The 13,402-nt window shown below is 73.9% G+C and carries 13 protein-coding genes; 5 read left to right on the top strand and 8 right to left on the bottom strand.

Annotation, left to right across the window (positions count from 1 at the left end; genetic code table 11):
* Nucleotides 1-70 precede the first annotated feature (70 nt).
* Nucleotides 71-511, top strand: coding sequence for an Lrp/AsnC family transcriptional regulator (locus E1284_RS11860; protein WP_131939094.1), 441 nt, complete (start codon nucleotides 71-73; stop codon nucleotides 509-511).
* On the opposite strand, the gene E1284_RS11855 is transcribed toward E1284_RS11860, so the two are convergent.
* Nucleotides 508-1,416 carry a TIGR03619 family F420-dependent LLM class oxidoreductase gene (locus E1284_RS11855; RefSeq protein WP_131939093.1) on the bottom strand — a complete coding sequence of 303 codons (909 nt, stop codon included), beginning with the start codon at nucleotides 1,414-1,416 and terminating at the stop codon, nucleotides 508-510. The genes E1284_RS11860 and E1284_RS11855 overlap by 4 nt on opposite strands.
* Nucleotides 1,417-2,025: 609 nt before the next feature.
* Between E1284_RS11855 and E1284_RS41380 the strand changes: the two genes are divergently transcribed.
* Nucleotides 2,026-2,196 (top strand): hypothetical protein, encoded by a 171-nt coding sequence (locus E1284_RS41380; protein ID WP_165965223.1) that lies wholly within the window; start codon nucleotides 2,026-2,028, stop codon nucleotides 2,194-2,196.
* A gap of 127 nt (nucleotides 2,197-2,323) precedes the next feature.
* Here the strand turns inward: E1284_RS41380 and E1284_RS11850 are convergent, their stop codons facing one another.
* From E1284_RS11850 to E1284_RS11830, 5 genes are all read right to left on the bottom strand, one after another.
* The gene (locus tag E1284_RS11850) at nucleotides 2,324-2,863 is read right to left on the bottom strand and encodes a DUF1707 and FHA domain-containing protein (RefSeq protein ID WP_131939092.1); all 540 of its coding nucleotides are present in this window, start codon (nucleotides 2,861-2,863) and stop codon (nucleotides 2,324-2,326) included.
* A 123-nt stretch (nucleotides 2,864-2,986) separates the two neighbouring features.
* A complete protein-coding gene (locus E1284_RS11845; protein WP_131939091.1) occupies nucleotides 2,987-4,192 on the bottom strand; it encodes an acyl-CoA dehydrogenase family protein in 1,206 nt (401 codons plus the stop codon).
* A 98-nt stretch (nucleotides 4,193-4,290) separates the two neighbouring features.
* On the bottom strand, nucleotides 4,291-5,361 hold the full coding sequence (locus E1284_RS11840) for a DUF3616 domain-containing protein (protein ID WP_131939090.1): 1,071 nt from the start codon (nucleotides 5,359-5,361) through the stop codon (nucleotides 4,291-4,293).
* Nucleotides 5,362-5,422: 61 nt separating this feature from the next.
* The gene (locus E1284_RS11835; protein ID WP_243714420.1) at nucleotides 5,423-6,577 is read right to left on the bottom strand and encodes a cytochrome P450; all 1,155 of its coding nucleotides are present in this window, start codon (nucleotides 6,575-6,577) and stop codon (nucleotides 5,423-5,425) included.
* 61 nt (nucleotides 6,578-6,638) lie between these two features.
* A complete protein-coding gene (locus E1284_RS11830) occupies nucleotides 6,639-8,030 on the bottom strand; it encodes a KamA family radical SAM protein (protein ID WP_131939088.1) in 1,392 nt (463 codons plus the stop codon).
* Between the two features lie 142 nt (nucleotides 8,031-8,172).
* On the opposite strand from E1284_RS11830, the gene kdd reads away from it, so the two are divergent.
* Nucleotides 8,173-9,228 (top strand): L-erythro-3,5-diaminohexanoate dehydrogenase, encoded by a 1,056-nt coding sequence (kdd, locus tag E1284_RS11825; RefSeq protein ID WP_131939087.1) that lies wholly within the window; start codon nucleotides 8,173-8,175, stop codon nucleotides 9,226-9,228.
* Nucleotides 9,229-9,280: 52 nt separating this feature from the next.
* Nucleotides 9,281-10,612: a DUF2252 domain-containing protein gene (locus E1284_RS11820; RefSeq protein WP_131939086.1), complete on the top strand. Its 1,332-nt coding sequence runs from the start codon at nucleotides 9,281-9,283 to the stop codon at nucleotides 10,610-10,612.
* Nucleotides 10,613-10,648: 36 nt separating this feature from the next.
* Here the strand turns inward: E1284_RS11820 and E1284_RS11815 are convergent, their stop codons facing one another.
* Nucleotides 10,649-11,236, bottom strand: a complete 588-nt coding sequence (locus E1284_RS11815) for a PP2C family protein-serine/threonine phosphatase (protein WP_165965222.1) — start codon at nucleotides 11,234-11,236, stop codon at nucleotides 10,649-10,651.
* Nucleotides 11,200-12,240: a PAS domain-containing protein gene (locus E1284_RS11810; protein WP_131939084.1), complete on the bottom strand. Its 1,041-nt coding sequence runs from the start codon at nucleotides 12,238-12,240 to the stop codon at nucleotides 11,200-11,202. Before E1284_RS11810 ends, E1284_RS11815 begins: the two co-directional genes overlap by 37 nt.
* A 97-nt stretch (nucleotides 12,241-12,337) precedes the next feature.
* On the opposite strand from E1284_RS11810, the gene E1284_RS11805 reads away from it, so the two are divergent.
* Complete coding sequence (locus tag E1284_RS11805; protein ID WP_131939083.1) at nucleotides 12,338-13,138, top strand: SAM-dependent methyltransferase; 801 nt, start codon at nucleotides 12,338-12,340, stop codon at nucleotides 13,136-13,138.
* Nucleotides 13,139-13,402 lie beyond the last annotated feature (264 nt).

Genomic DNA, 13,402 nt, shown 5'->3' with positions numbered 1-13,402 from the left:
CCGCAGGATCACTCCCGATCCGTGATCAATGGGGGCGCACGCACCGCCCCCGGCACGCTAGATTTCCCGCGTGGAGGAGATCGATCGTCAGATCATGGCGCTGCTCGCCGACGACGGGCGGATGAGTTTCACCGACCTGGCCAAGGAGACGGGCCTGTCGGTGTCGGCCGTGCACCAGCGCGTCCGGCGGCTGCAGAAGCGCGGCGCGATCAAAGGGTTCGCCGCCCAGCTGGACAGCCGGCAGATCGGGCTGCCGCTGACCGCGTTCGTGTCGATCAAGCCGATCGATCCGGCCGCGCCCGACGACGCCCCGGACCGGCTCGCGCACCTGCAGGCGATCGAGGCGTGCCATTCGGTCGCCGGCGACGAGAGCTACATCCTCAAGGTGCGGGTCGCGTCCCCGAACGAGCTGGAGGACCTCCTCCAGAAGATCCGCGCCGCCGCCAACGTCGCGACCCGCACCACGGTCGTGCTCAGCACCCCCTGGGAGTCGCGCCGCCCGCCGCTCTAACGCGGCGCGAAGGCGTCCAGGGCCGCCATGGCCCGGTCCATGGACGCGTCCGGGTCGGCGTCCGGCCCGGTGATCTCGCGGTCGAAGTTCAGGTCGACGAACACCTCGGTGACGCCCTGCCCGGCGAGCGCCTCCAGGTCGCCGCGGACCTCCTCGAACGACCCGGTGAGCGGGCGCCGCTCCGCGCCGCTCGCGCCGCCGGGGCGGATCCGCACGGCGGCCCGGCACACGAACCGCAGCGCGGAGACATCCCGTCCGGCGCGCTCGGCGGCGTCCCGCACGACGCCGATCGAGCGGCCGATCGCGGCGGGGTCGGCGCGGCTGGAGCTGACCCAGCCGCCGGCGAGCCGCCCGGCGCGCCGCAGCGCGCCCTCGGACGCGCCGCCCAGCAGCACCGGCAGCGGGGACTGGACCGGCGGCGGCTCCATCACCACCGGGGGGAAGTCGTAGAACTCCCCGTGGAACTCGGCCGCGCCGCCGCTCCACAGGGCCCGCAGCACGGCGAGGAACTCCTCCGCGCGGGCGCCGCGCCGCTCCATCGGCGCCCCGGCGGCGGCGAACTCCTCGGGCATCCAGCCGAGCCCGAGCCCGAGGTCGAGGCGCCCGCCGCTGACGCGGTCGAGGGTGGCGGCCTGCTTGGCGAGGACGGCCGGGGCGTAGAACGGCAGGTTGACGACGGCGACGCCGAGCCTGATCCGCTCGGTCCGCCCGGCGAGGTAGGCGAGCGTGACGAGCGGGTCGGGGACGCCCCGGTAGGTCGTGTCGTCCGAGCCGGCCGGGTTGAGCACGCGCTGCAGCGTCCACACCGCGTGGTACCCGAGCTCCTCGCCCCGCCCCGCGACCGCTGCCTGGTTCTGCGGCGTGGCCCAGGCGCCCGCCCCCGGAACGGCGAACCCGATCAGCATCCCTCAGCCCTCCCAGCCGAACCTTACAACGTCAAGGCCACCGCCCGGAATCCGTTGACCTGCGGCGTGTTGTTGTTATGAGCGCCTCGAAAACAACAACACGCCGCAGGTCAACGGATGCGGTGGCGGCGGAAGGCCATGCGCGGCGCCGAGCAGCGGCGGGTTGGCGGGCGCGTAGCGCTCGGCGATGGCGTCCATCGGCAACGGGCGGCGGGCGGCCGGCACGCCGCCCGCCGAGGACGACATCGGCGGGGGGCGTCCAACAGGTCCAGATGGCGCAGCGCGACCGAGCCGAGGACCGCGACCTCCTTAGCGAGGCGGGACACGACCCGGCGGGCCACCGCGTCGCCGACCTCGGCGGTGTCGAGCAGGACGGGCGCGAGCTTGGTCAGCCGCCCTCGCCGAACTCGCCGAGGTGGACGCCGAGGCCGACGTTGATCGCCCGGCCCACGCCGAAGTGCGCGGCGACCGCCGGAGTCAGTGCGGTCTCCGGGCCCCGGCCGTCCTCGCCCGCGCACGGCGTGCCACAGCGCCGCCCGGCCGAGCGAGGCGCCGCCGCCCCAGTCGCCGGTGTGGTCGCCGAGGGACGGGAACCGGGCGGTGCGGCAGGTGCTGTTGCACGCGTGCGCGGAGCGGTTCCCCGCCCGCGCGCAGGCCGTCGCCGGTCAGGACGACGAGTGCGGGATCGATGACGGCCACGACGGTGGCGAGGGTGGCGCCGAGCCGGGTCGCCGGCTCGGTGAGGGGCCCGCTCGGCGCGCGCCCGCGTCCGTGGCGTAGCCGATCTCGCCCGCGCCGCCCGTCGCGCCCCGGTGCAGGGCGCCGTCCAGCACGACCGCCATGCCGACGAAGGAAGGACGCTTGACGAATACGTCAAGACCGCCGGGGCGCCGCGCAACAGGGCGCGCTAGGGGGCGGCGGCGATGAAGCGGGAGTTGCCGAAGCCGACCTCGTCGCCGGGCCGCAGCCGGACCGGGCCGGTCAGCCGCCACCCGTTCACCCGGGTGCCGTTCATCGACCCGAGGTCGGTGATCATCCAGGTCTCGCCGGACCGGTAGATCTCGGCGTGGAACCGGGAGACGGTCAGGTCGGTGAGGATGAACTGGCAGGCCGGGGCGCGGCCGACGACGATCCGCTTCAGGTCGGCCGGCGGCAGCATGAACCGGGGCAGCCGCGGCGCCCGCCAGGCCGCCTCGATCCGCGCCGTCACCTGCGACACCGACGACACGAGCCCGGTCAGCCGGTCGAGCACGCGGTTCTGCGGCGGCAGGTCGTGCACGATGCCGGCCAGCTCCGCCTGGCTGCGCGCGTGCAGCACCTGGTCCACACGGCGCTCGAACGTGTCGTTCGACATCCGGCCCTCGGCCACGCGGTCGCTGAGGACGCGCAGTGCCCGGTCCCGCTCCGTGTCGGACGCTCTCACCGGGAATGCGGGCTGACCGTCCATGGCTGTGAGTATCCAGTCCCCGACGTCGGCTGTCCAGAAAGGCCTTCGGCGGGGGCCGGGCGATCGCCCTCACCCGCCCCCCACCTCTTCGACGGCCCGCCCGCCGGGAAAGTTCGCGGCGGGTCAGCGGGACAGCAGATCGCGCGCGATGTGCGTCACCTGGATCTCGTCGGTGCCCGCGTAGATCTGGAACGACTTGGCGTCGCGGGCGAGCTGCTCGACGCGGTACTCGCTCATGTAGCCGTTGCCGCCGAACAGCTGCACCGCCTCCTGCGCGACCTCGCTGGCGGCCTGCGCCGCGTACAGCTTCATCGCCGAGGCCTCGGCGAGCGTCGGGGCGCGGCCGGCGCGCTGCATCTCGATGTGCCGGAACACCAGGTTCTGGACGTTGAGCCGCGCGACCTCCATCTTGGCCAGCTTCAGCTGGATGAGCTGGAAGTCGCCGATGCGCTGCCCCCACAGCTCGCGGGTCTTGGCGTACTCGACCGACAGCTTCAGGCACTCCTCGATGACGCCGAGCGCCATCGCCGCGACGCCGGCGCGCTCGGTGACGAAGTTCTGCTTGGCCGACTCCTTGCCGCCCTGTGAGCCGGACGACAGGAGCCGGTCGGCGCCGGCGCGGACGTCGTTGAGGAACAGCTCGCCGGTGGGGGAGGAGTGCAGGCCCATCTTGCGCAGCGGCCTGCTCTGCTCCAGGCCGTCCATGCCCCGGTCGAGGACGAACGTGAGGATCTCCCGGTCGCGCGCCTCCCGCCCGTCGTCGAGCTTGCAGTAGAAGACGATGGTGTCGGCGTAGGGGCCGTTGGTGATGAAGGTCTTGCTGCCGTTGATGACGTACTCGTCGCCGACCTTCTTCGCGGTGGCCTGCATGCCGCCGAAGGCGTCCGACCCGGAGTTGGGCTCGGTGATCGCCCAGGCGCCGACCTTCTCCATGGTGAGCAGCGGCAGCGCCCAGCGCTCCTTCTGCTCGGGCGTGCCGCGCTTCATGATGGTCCCGGCGGCGAGGCCGAGGCCGACGCCCATCGCCGACACCAGGCCGGGCGCGACCTTGCACAGCTCGATGACCGGGATCATGGTCATCGCCGCGCTCCCGCCGCCGGAGCGCTCCCCGCCGTCCGCGGCGGCGCCCTCCTTCTCCTTGGCGATCCGGGACCGGAAGGACGAGCGGGCCATCTCGTCCATCCCGAACGTCTTGTACAGGCCGCGCAGCAGGTCGTACGGCGGAAGCTCCCCCGACTCCAGGGCGTCCAGGTTCGGCCGGACCTCGGCGTCGATCCAGCCGCGCACCGCGTCCCGGATCATCAGGTCTTCGTCGGACCACTCGATCATGCTCTGCCCTGCCCCTTCGCGTGCTGCCGGTTGCCGGGGCCCATCCAAGCAGAGTGCGGAAGCAAGCGCTTATTCGGGTACCGGCGGCCGGGACCGGCTCAGCCGAGGTCCACGACGTCGGCGAGGACCCCGCCGGCGTCGGTGAGCCGGTCCGGGGCCGGGCTGTCGTAGACGACCAGGAGGCGGGTGCCGGGCTCGTCCAGCACCGCGATGCCCTCGGCGTGGTCGTCGCCGTCGCCGTAGGGCAGGTCGCCCAGCGTCTCCAGCTCCTCGGCGGGGACGATCTCGGGGGCGTCCAGGCGCGCCGCGCCCCGCCACCGGACGACGCGCACCGGGCCGTCCAGGTCCATGCTCGGGCCGGTGAGGACGAGCAGGTCGTCGCCGTGCGGGCACAGGTCCCGGATGCCGAGGCCGCCGAGGTCGAGGAAGTGCGTGCGGTAGCGGTCGCCGCCCTCGCCGACGGGCAGCAGCCGCAGCCGGCGCGGGTCGTCCGGGTCGGTGTCCGGGCGGACCTCCACCAGCACCGCCCAGCCGCGCAGCACCGGGCCGCGCAGGCCGATGTAGAGCCGGTCGCCGTGCGCGGCGATGCCCTCGATGTCGATGCCGTTGTCCTTGCTCGGGATCGGCAGGAACGGCGCGAGGTGCGGGTCGTCCGCCAGCAGGTCGGTGATGGAGTCCTTGTCCAGGCCGAGGACGGCGGCGGTGCGGCCGTCGCCGGCGTCGCGGACGACGGTGGGCAGCCCGTCCTCGCCGGCGGCCAGGGGGAGGCGGGCGAGGATGAAGCGGTTGTCCTCGCGGACGACGGTGGCGAGCCGCTTGCGCGCCTTCGCCCCGCTCTGCCCCGGCTTGATCTTCTTGCGCTTCAGGCTGTGCGAGCCGATCGCCCACAGCCAGCCGTTGGCGCGCGCGAGGCCCTCGATGTCGGCCTCCTCGTCGGGGCCGGCGGGCAGCGGGACGAGGTCGGCGAGCGCGACGGTGGTCTGCCCCTCGTAGCCGGTGACGCGGCCGTCCCCGTCCAGCGCGGCGGTGAGGCGCTCGATGGTGGCCGTCTCATCACCCGCCACCCACAGGCAGCGGCCGTCCTGGCGCACGGCGGACAGGTTGGTGTGCGTCTCGGCTTCCCGGCTCTGCAGCCCGAAGCGCAGCTCGATGCGGCGTTCCACGATCATGGCGACATATTCCCATATCCGGTGCGCCCTTTTCGGCCTCGCACGGGGCCTGAACTGGCCTTTACCGGTCCCACCTGACGTGCAGGCGCGGCGGCTTGCGGAACACCAGCCCGTGCGGGCGCGCCGGGCGGTCCGGGTCGAGGCGGAGCCCCGGGAGCCGGTCGAGCAGCGCGGTGAGAGCCGTGCGCGTCTCCAGCCGGGCCAGGTGGGCGCCGAAGCAGAAGTGCGGGCCGTGCGCGAACGCCAGGTGCTCGGCGGCGTTGTGCCGCCGGACGTCGAAGCGGTCGGGGTCGGGGAAGACCGCCGGGTCGCGGTTGGCACCGGAGATCGACACCCGCACCAGGTCCCCGGCGCGGACGTCGGCGCCGCCGAGCGCGGTGTCGCGGACGGCGTACCGGTCGACGACCGACGCCGAGGGCTCCAGCCGCAGCGACTCCTCGATCGCCGCCGGCAGCAGGGCCGGCTCGTCCCGGACGAGCCGCAGCTGGTCGGGGTGCCCGAGCAGGTGCAGCGCCGCGTTGGCGATCATCCCCTCGGTGGTGTCGATGCCGCCGAACATGAGGATCGCGGAGTTCGCGACGACCTCCGGCGCGGTCAGCCGCGCCTCGTCCCGCGCGGCCTCGGCCAGCAGCGATCCGGGGCGGGACGCGGTGATCGCCTCCTCGACCGCCGCGGTCAGCAGCCGGTACGCCTCGCCCGCGGCGGCCGGGGCGGTGCCGCCCGCGGTGATCGCCGACACCGCGTCGACGAACGCGCCGTACCAGGAGCGGACGGTCGCGGCGTCCACGCCGTCCAGGCCGAGCGCCTCGGCGACGACCGCGACGGCGAGCGGCCCGGCCAGCTCGCCGCGCAGCTCGGCCCGGCCGGCGGGGGCGAGCCCGGCCACCAGCCGGGCGGCCTCGGCCTCGACGAACGCGGTGAACCGCTCCCGGGTCCGCGCCGGGCGGAAGGGGCGCGCGAACGGGTCGCGGTGCCGGGTGTGGGCGGCGCCGTCCAGCGACAGCATGCTCGGCCCGACGACCTGCGCGGTGGAGAAGCGCGGGTCGTCGACGGTGAAGCCGCCGGGGTCGCGCAGCACGCGCAGCGCCAGGTCGCGGGAGGTGACCAGCCAGCCGCCCAGCTCGGGGAGCAGGGCGGCCGGGGCGCGCTCGCGCAGCCGCGCGAGGTGCGGGTGCGGGTCGTCTTCCAGGTCGGCGGCGGTCAGCTCGGAGATCACCCTTCCGAGGATATTCTGCACCATTCCGGATCTACAACGTAAAGGCGCTGGGCGGGTCGCGTCACGCGGCGCCCGAACGTTCCCGCCACCAGTCCCGGCCCTCCTCCGGCAGCGTGTAGATCGGGTCGTGGTACTCGTACCGCCGGGTCAGCGCGTCCGGGTCGGACAGCTCCAGGCCGGTGCGGTAGTTCTTCGTCCAGTAGGAGATGCCGCGCTCGCGGTCGTAGTCGGCGAGCTGGTGCACCCACCGCTTGCCGACGTAGGGGACGTCGCAGACGATGCGCGGGGTGGCGAACCCGGGCAGGTAGCCCATGATCGCGTGCTGCAGCTCCTGGGCCTCCCAGACCGCGAGCCGCCAGTGCTCGCTGTTCGGGATCATGTCGCACATGTACAGGTAGTACGGCATGATCCCGGCCTCGTCGAGCAGCGCGAACGACAGGTCGAGCAGCGCGTCCGGGGTGTCGTTGACGCCGCGCAGCAGCACGCCCTGGTTGCGGACGTCGCGGATGCCGGTGTCGAGCATCGCGCGGGCGGCCTTCGCGACGAGCGGGGTCACCGACTGGGCCGCGTTGACGTGGGTGTGGATCGCGATCTGCGCGCCGCGCCGGTGCGCCTTGGCCGCGAGGCGCTCCATGCCGGCGCGGACGTCGTCCTGCAGCCAGTGCTGCGGCAGGCCCATGAGCGCCTTGCTGGCCAGCCGGATGTCGCGGATGTTGTCGATGTCGAGCAGTGCGTCGACGAACGACTCCAGCCGCGCCCACGGCATGTTGGCGACGTCGCCGCCGGAGACGACCACGTCGCGGACGCCGGGGGTGCGGCGCAGGTAGTCCAGCATGGCGCCGAGCCGGTCCGGCGGCTTGACGGTGAACTTGTGCTTGTCGACGTTCGGGGTGGAGTTGCCGACCAGGTCCATGCGGGTGCAGTGGCCGCAGTACTGCGGGCAGGTGGGCAGGAGCTCGGCCAGCACCTTGGTGGGGTAGCGGTGGGTGAGGCCCTCGACGGCCCACATCTCGGCCTCGTGCAGCGAGTCGCGGGAGGCGTGCGGGTGGGACGGCCAGTCGGTGCGCCGATCGCTGAGGACGGGCAGCATGTAGCGCCGCACCGGGTCGGCGTGGAAGGCGGCGGTCGACGAGGAGTCCATCGTGTTGAGCATCTGCGGCGGCACCAGCATCGACATCGTCGCCCGCTCGGCCTGGTCGCGCTCAAGGTCTGCGTAGAACGACTCGTCCAGCCGGTCGCCCATGACCTGGCGGAGCTGCCGCAGGTTCTTCACGCAGTGGGCGCGCTGCCACTGCGCCGACTCCCATTCCTCCCGCGTGACGTCGCGCCATCCGGGCAGGCGCCGCCAGTCGGGCTCCTCCAGGGGCCGGCGCCGGTAGGCGTACGGCTGGCGTGCGGTCCTGTCGGACGCGTCGCCGGATACGGCTGCGTCCGGGTGCAGGGCAGTGGTCATCGTCGACCGCCTCCTCGCCTCACATTGATCGCGCAAAACTCTTGTATGGGCCCGACGTTACGGGAAGACTTTCGATGAAACCAGTGGTGCCCTGAACATCTTGCGCTACACCAGGCGATTTCGGCAGAGAGGCGGGACGGCGATGACGGTGCGGACGGGGACGGCGGGGCCGGGCACGGCGGTGGGGCTGCACCGGGTGCTGGAGCCGGCGGGGGTGCTGCCGCAGGCCGCGCACCGGCTGGACACCGACCCGGCGATCCGGCCCGACGAGGTCCGCATCGGCGTCGAGCGCCTCAACCTGGACGCCGCGTCCTACCGGCAGCTGCACACCGCGCACGGCGGCGATCCGGACGCGATCCGCGCCGAGGTGCTGCGGATCATCGGCGAGCGCGGCAAGATGCACAACCCCGTCACCGGGTCGGGCGGCATGCTCGTCGGCGTCGTGGAGGAGGCCGGGCCGGAGTCGCCGCTCGGCCTGAAGCCCGGCGACCGCGTCGCCACGCTCGTCTCCCTCACTCTCACCCCGCTGGCGATCACCGACGGGCTCGCCGGCTGGGACGGGCGGTCGGAGCAGGTCCCGGCGCGCGGGCACGCGATCCTGTTCGCCCGCTCCATCGCCGCGGTCCTGCCCGCCGACATGCCGGTGCCGCTGGCCCTCGCCGTCATGGACGTGTGCGGTGCGCCCGCCCTCACCGCGCGCGTCGTCGCCGCGAAGGCGGCCCCCTCGGTCGCGGTGCTGGGCGCCGCCGGCAAGTCCGGCTCCCTGTCGCTCGCCGCGGCCCGCCGCGCCGGCGCGTCCCGCGTGATCGGGCTCGTCCCCACCGCCGAGGAGGAGGAACGCCTCACCGCGTCCGGCCTGGCCGACGCGGTCGTCCGCGCCGACGCCCGCGACCCCGTCGCGGTCGCCGCCGCGATCGGCGAGCCGGTCGACGTCACCGTCGTGTGCGTCGACGTGCCGGGCTGCGAGCACGGCGCGATCCTCGCCACCGCGCCCGGCGGCACCGTCGTGTTCTTCTCGATGGCGACCTCGTTCCCGGCCGCCGCGCTCGGCGCCGAGGGCCTCGCCGCCGACGTCACGATGCTCATCGGCAACGGCTACCTCCCCGGGCACGCCGAGACCGCCCTTGACCTGGTCCGGACGGAACCGGCGGTGCGTGCGCTGTTCACCTCCCGGACGGGTCCGGATTCGGCAGAATGATCGGGTACGCCCCGGCAGCGGCGGGGCTCACCCGATCATCGAGGGAGAGAGAATGGCGAGCATCACCGAGGAACTGCGCGAGCGGGACCCGAAGCAGCGCCGCGCGCAGATCGTCGACGTCCTGGTCGACGCGTTCTCGGACCTGATGGAGCGCAGCCCCGCCGAGTTCCGCCGCCGCTTCCGCAAGATGGCCTCCGACCCGTTCGCGTTCTACCGGGGCAGCGCCTGCCTGTTCTACGCCGACATCGTCCACGACGAGGACCCCTGGGCCGACGAGCGCACGTCCCGCGTGTGGATCCAGGGCGACCTGCACGCGCAGAACTTCGGCACCTACATGAACGACGACGGCGTGTTCGTCTTCGACGTCAACGACTACGACGAGGCCTACGTCGGCCACTTCACCTGGGACGTCAAGCGGCTCGTGGCGAGCCTGGCGCTGCTGGCCTGGCAGAAGGCGATCTCCGACGCCGACATCCGCCGGCTCATCGAGGCCTACGTGCGCGCCTACGTCGACCAGGTCCGGCACTTCGCCGCGCACGAGGGCGACGAGAAGTTCGCGCTGACCCTCGACAACACCGACGGCTACGTCCGCGACGTCCTCGTCGCCGCGATGGGCGGCACCCGCATCGGGCTGCTGGACGGCATGACGGTCGTGGAGGGCCCCGACCGCCGCTTCCGGGACCGCCCCGGCGTCCGCCGCCTGGACGAGGCGGAACGCGCCGCCGTCGAGGCCGCCTACCGGGAGTACCTGGACACCATCCCGCGCGAGAAGCGGTTCGGGAGCCTCACCTACCAGGTGAAGGACATCGTGGGCGCGTCCGGGTTCGGCATCGGCTCGGCCGGGCTGTCGGCCTACAACATCCTGGTGGAGGGCAACACCCAGGCGCTGGAGAACGACGTCATCCTGTCGATGAAGCAGGGCAACGTCGCCGCGCCCAGCCGCATCGTCGACGACGCCCGCATCCGGGAGTACTTCCAGCACCACGGGCACCGCACCGCCGTGTCCCGCCGGGCGCTGCAGGCCAACAGCGACCCCTGGCTCGGCCACACCCAGATCGACGGCGTCGGCTACGTCGTCCAGGAGCTGTCCCCCTACGAGGAGGACCTCGACTGGGGCGGCCTCACCGAGCCGGAGGACATGCTCTCGGTCCTGGACGACCTCGGCCGCGCCACCGCCAAGGTGCACTGCGTGTCCGACACCGACTCCGACCACACCCTGGTCGGCTTCCAGGTCGAGGACGCCATCCACGCGGCGATCGGCCCGGACGAGTCGGCGTTCGTCGAGGCGATGGTCGCGTTCGGCACCCAGTACGCCGAGATCGTCCGCGACGACCACGCCTACTTCGTGGACGCGTTCCGCAACCACGAGATCCCCGGCCTGTAGCCCGGTCCATAGCCGCGGCCCGCCCGCTCCGCCCGCTCAGCCGGCGGGGCGGATCAGGAGCAGCGCGATGTCGTCGTGGCCCTGCTGGTCGGCCAGCAGGGCCAGGACGCCGTCGGCGGTCTCCTCCAGCGACCCGGCCTGCGAGGCCACCAGCGCCGACGCCAGCCGGGCGATGCCCTCGTCGATGTTGCGCATCCGGCTCTCCACCAGCCCGTCGGTGTAGAAGGCGAGGGTGGCGCCCGGCGGGATCCGCGCGGCGGCCTGCTCGTAGTCGGCCGGGTGCGCGGGGTCGGACACCCCGAGCGGCAGCCCGTGCGGGAACGCGAACCGCCGCGCCGTGCCGTCCGGGAGGGCCAGCAGCGGCGGCGGATGACCGGCGCAGGCCAGCTCGCAGCGCAGCGTCGCCGGGTCGCAGACCATGCACAGGCAGGTCGCGAACTGGGCGGCGTCCAGGTCCTGGGCGATGGAGTCCAGCCGCTGCAGCACCTCGGCGGGCGGGAACTCGCAGCTGGCCAGGGTGTGCGCTGCGACCCGCAACTGCCCCATCGCCGCGGCGGCGGCGACGCCGTGCCCGACCGAGTCGCCGATCACGACCGCGACCTTGTCGCCGGGCAGCGGCACCACGTCGTACCAGTCGCCGCCGACGCCGCTGCGGGCCGGCAGGTAGCGGTGGGCGATCTCCAGGCCGGCCGGGGCGGCGACCCGGCGGGCAGCAGCCCGGCCTTCAGCGTGGTCGCGGTGCGGTGCTCGCGCCGGTACAGGCAGGCGTTGTCGACGCACGTCGCGGCGCGGCCGGCGAGCTCGGCGGCCAGCGCCGTGTCGGCGGCGGCGAACGGCAGCCGGCCGCGCTTGCGGCTGAACACCGCGAAGCCCAGCGCCCGGCCGCGCGCCCACAGCGGCACCGCCAGCAGCGACACGTGGTCGAGGAGCCCGTCCAGGACGCGCCCGGTCTGCCGGGCGAGGGTCTCCTGGGCGGTGTCGCCGCCGAACTCGGTCATCTCGCCGGTGGTGAGGCACCGGGCGTACGGCGTGGACGGCGGGTAGACGATGACCTCGTTGACGGGGAACGCGCGGGACCACTCGCGGGGGTCGTCCTCGGCGAACGCGACCGCGAGGCGCCGCACGACCGCCGAGCCGTCGGCCTCCGCGGCGGGCTGGTCGTCGTCGGCGAGGAGCCGCTCCAGGACGTAGATGGCGCCGGCGTCGGCGAACCGGGGCACGGTGACGGCGACGATCTCGCGGGCGGTGCGGTGCAGGTCGAGGGTGGAGCCGATGCGGCGGCCCGCCTCGTTCAGCAGCTCAAGGCCGCCGGCCCACGGCGGGGACACCGTCAGCGCGACGGCGGTGGCGCCGTCCTCGCACGCCATGGGGTCGCAGGCGACGGACACCCCGGCCCCGGCGAGCGGCAGCACGCCGGCCCAGGAGCGGCCGGAAGCGGCCGTCTTCAGCGCGGCGGCGAGCGGTTCGGCCGCGCCCGGCCGGCCGAGCAGGGCGGGCAGGGCCGCGCCGACCGCCGTTGCGGCGTCGTGGCCGAACAGGCGCGCGGCGCCCTCGCTCCACCCGGTGATCCGGCCGTCCGGGGTGAGCAGGACGGTCGCCGGCCCGGGCCGAGCGGGGTGGTCGGACATCGGTCCTCGCTGTCCCGTTCGCGGGGGGCCACCGGGGCTCCGCGCGTTACGCTGAGTCCGCCCCGCACGGCACCCCTCGGTCTAAGGGAGACGATGCATGGACTCCGAGTGGATCCCACCCGAGGTCGACAGTCAGAGGCCTAGCGTCGCACGGGTGTACGACTTTCTGCTCGGCGGTGCGCACAATTTCGCCTCCGATCGTGATCTGGCGACCGGGCTGCTGCGGGTCGAGCCGCAGGCGCGGGAGCTGGCGCGGGCGAACCGGGCGTTCCTGCGCCGCGCCGTCCGGGCGGTCGCCGCGGCGGGCGTCGCGCAGTTCGTCGACATCGGGTCGGGCATCCCGACGCAGGGCAACGTGCACGAGGTCGCGCAGAGCGTGAACCCGGACGCGCGAGTGGTGTACGTCGACAACGACGACGTCGCCGTCGCGCACAGCCGCAGCATCCTGGCCGGCGACGAGCGGACCGCGGTCTTGCAGGCCGACATGCGCAGCCCCGGCGACATCCTGGCCGCGCCGGAGCTGGCCAAGCTCGTCGACCTGTCCGAGCCGGTGGCGTTCCTGCTGGTCGCGGCGCTGCACCTGGTCAAGCCCGAGGAGGACCCGGCGGGCATCGCCCGGGCGCTGCGCGACGCCGCCGCGCCCGGCAGCCACCTGGTGGTCTCGCACCTGACCAGGGACGCGCAGCCGGGCAAGACCGCCGCGATCGGCAAGCTCTACGACCGGGCGACCTCCCCGGCGGTCGCCCGGTCGCACGCCGAGATCCTCGCGTTCTTCGACGGCTGGGAGATGCTCGACCCCGGCCTGGTGTACGTGCCGCTGTGGCGCCCCGACGAGGGCGACGCCGTCGACGACCCCGAGCGGTTCCTCGTCCTCGGCGGCGTCGGCCGCGTGCCCTGAGCCGCCTGCCCTGAACCGCGTGTCCTGAGCCGCCTGCCCTGAGCCGCGTGTCCTGAGCCGCGTGTCCTGAGCCGCCTGCCCTGAGCGCCCGCCCCGGGGCGGCGGTGTCAGCGGGCGAACGCGATGGCGGTGCCGGCGCTGATGACGACCGCGAGGACGACGAGGACCAGCGAGGTGCTCAGCGGGTCGCGGCGCCGCTCCGGCGCCTTCACCGCGCGCGGTGCCGTGTGCGCCGGCGCCGGGGACGCCTTCGCGGGCTTCTTC

The sequence above is a fragment of the Actinomadura bangladeshensis genome (assembly GCF_004348335.1).
In the GTDB taxonomy this organism is placed as follows: domain Bacteria; phylum Actinomycetota; class Actinomycetes; order Streptosporangiales; family Streptosporangiaceae; genus Spirillospora; species Spirillospora bangladeshensis.
Note: the sequence above shows the minus strand (reverse complement) of the source record. Positions and strands in the feature narration are given on the sequence as shown.

Excerpts from the sequence above, each read along its gene's own strand:
- E1284_RS11855 (WP_131939093.1), bottom strand. The coding sequence starts at position 1,416 with ATGCTGATCGGGTTCGCCGTTCCGGGGGCGGGCGCCTGGGCCACGCCG.
- E1284_RS11850 (WP_131939092.1), bottom strand. The coding sequence starts at position 2,863 with ATGGACGGTCAGCCCGCATTCCCGGTGAGAGCGTCCGACACGGAGCGG.
- E1284_RS11845 (WP_131939091.1), bottom strand. The coding sequence starts at position 4,192 with ATGATCGAGTGGTCCGACGAAGACCTGATGATCCGGGACGCGGTGCGC.
- E1284_RS11840 (WP_131939090.1), bottom strand. The coding sequence starts at position 5,361 with ATGATCGTGGAACGCCGCATCGAGCTGCGCTTCGGGCTGCAGAGCCGG.
- E1284_RS11830 (WP_131939088.1), bottom strand. The coding sequence starts at position 8,030 with ATGACCACTGCCCTGCACCCGGACGCAGCCGTATCCGGCGACGCGTCC.
- kdd (WP_131939087.1), top strand. The coding sequence starts at position 8,173 with ATGACGGTGCGGACGGGGACGGCGGGGCCGGGCACGGCGGTGGGGCTG.
- E1284_RS11820 (WP_131939086.1), top strand. The coding sequence starts at position 9,281 with ATGGCGAGCATCACCGAGGAACTGCGCGAGCGGGACCCGAAGCAGCGC.
- E1284_RS11810 (WP_131939084.1), bottom strand. The coding sequence starts at position 12,240 with ATGTCCGACCACCCCGCTCGGCCCGGGCCGGCGACCGTCCTGCTCACC.
- E1284_RS11805 (WP_131939083.1), top strand. The coding sequence starts at position 12,338 with ATGGACTCCGAGTGGATCCCACCCGAGGTCGACAGTCAGAGGCCTAGC.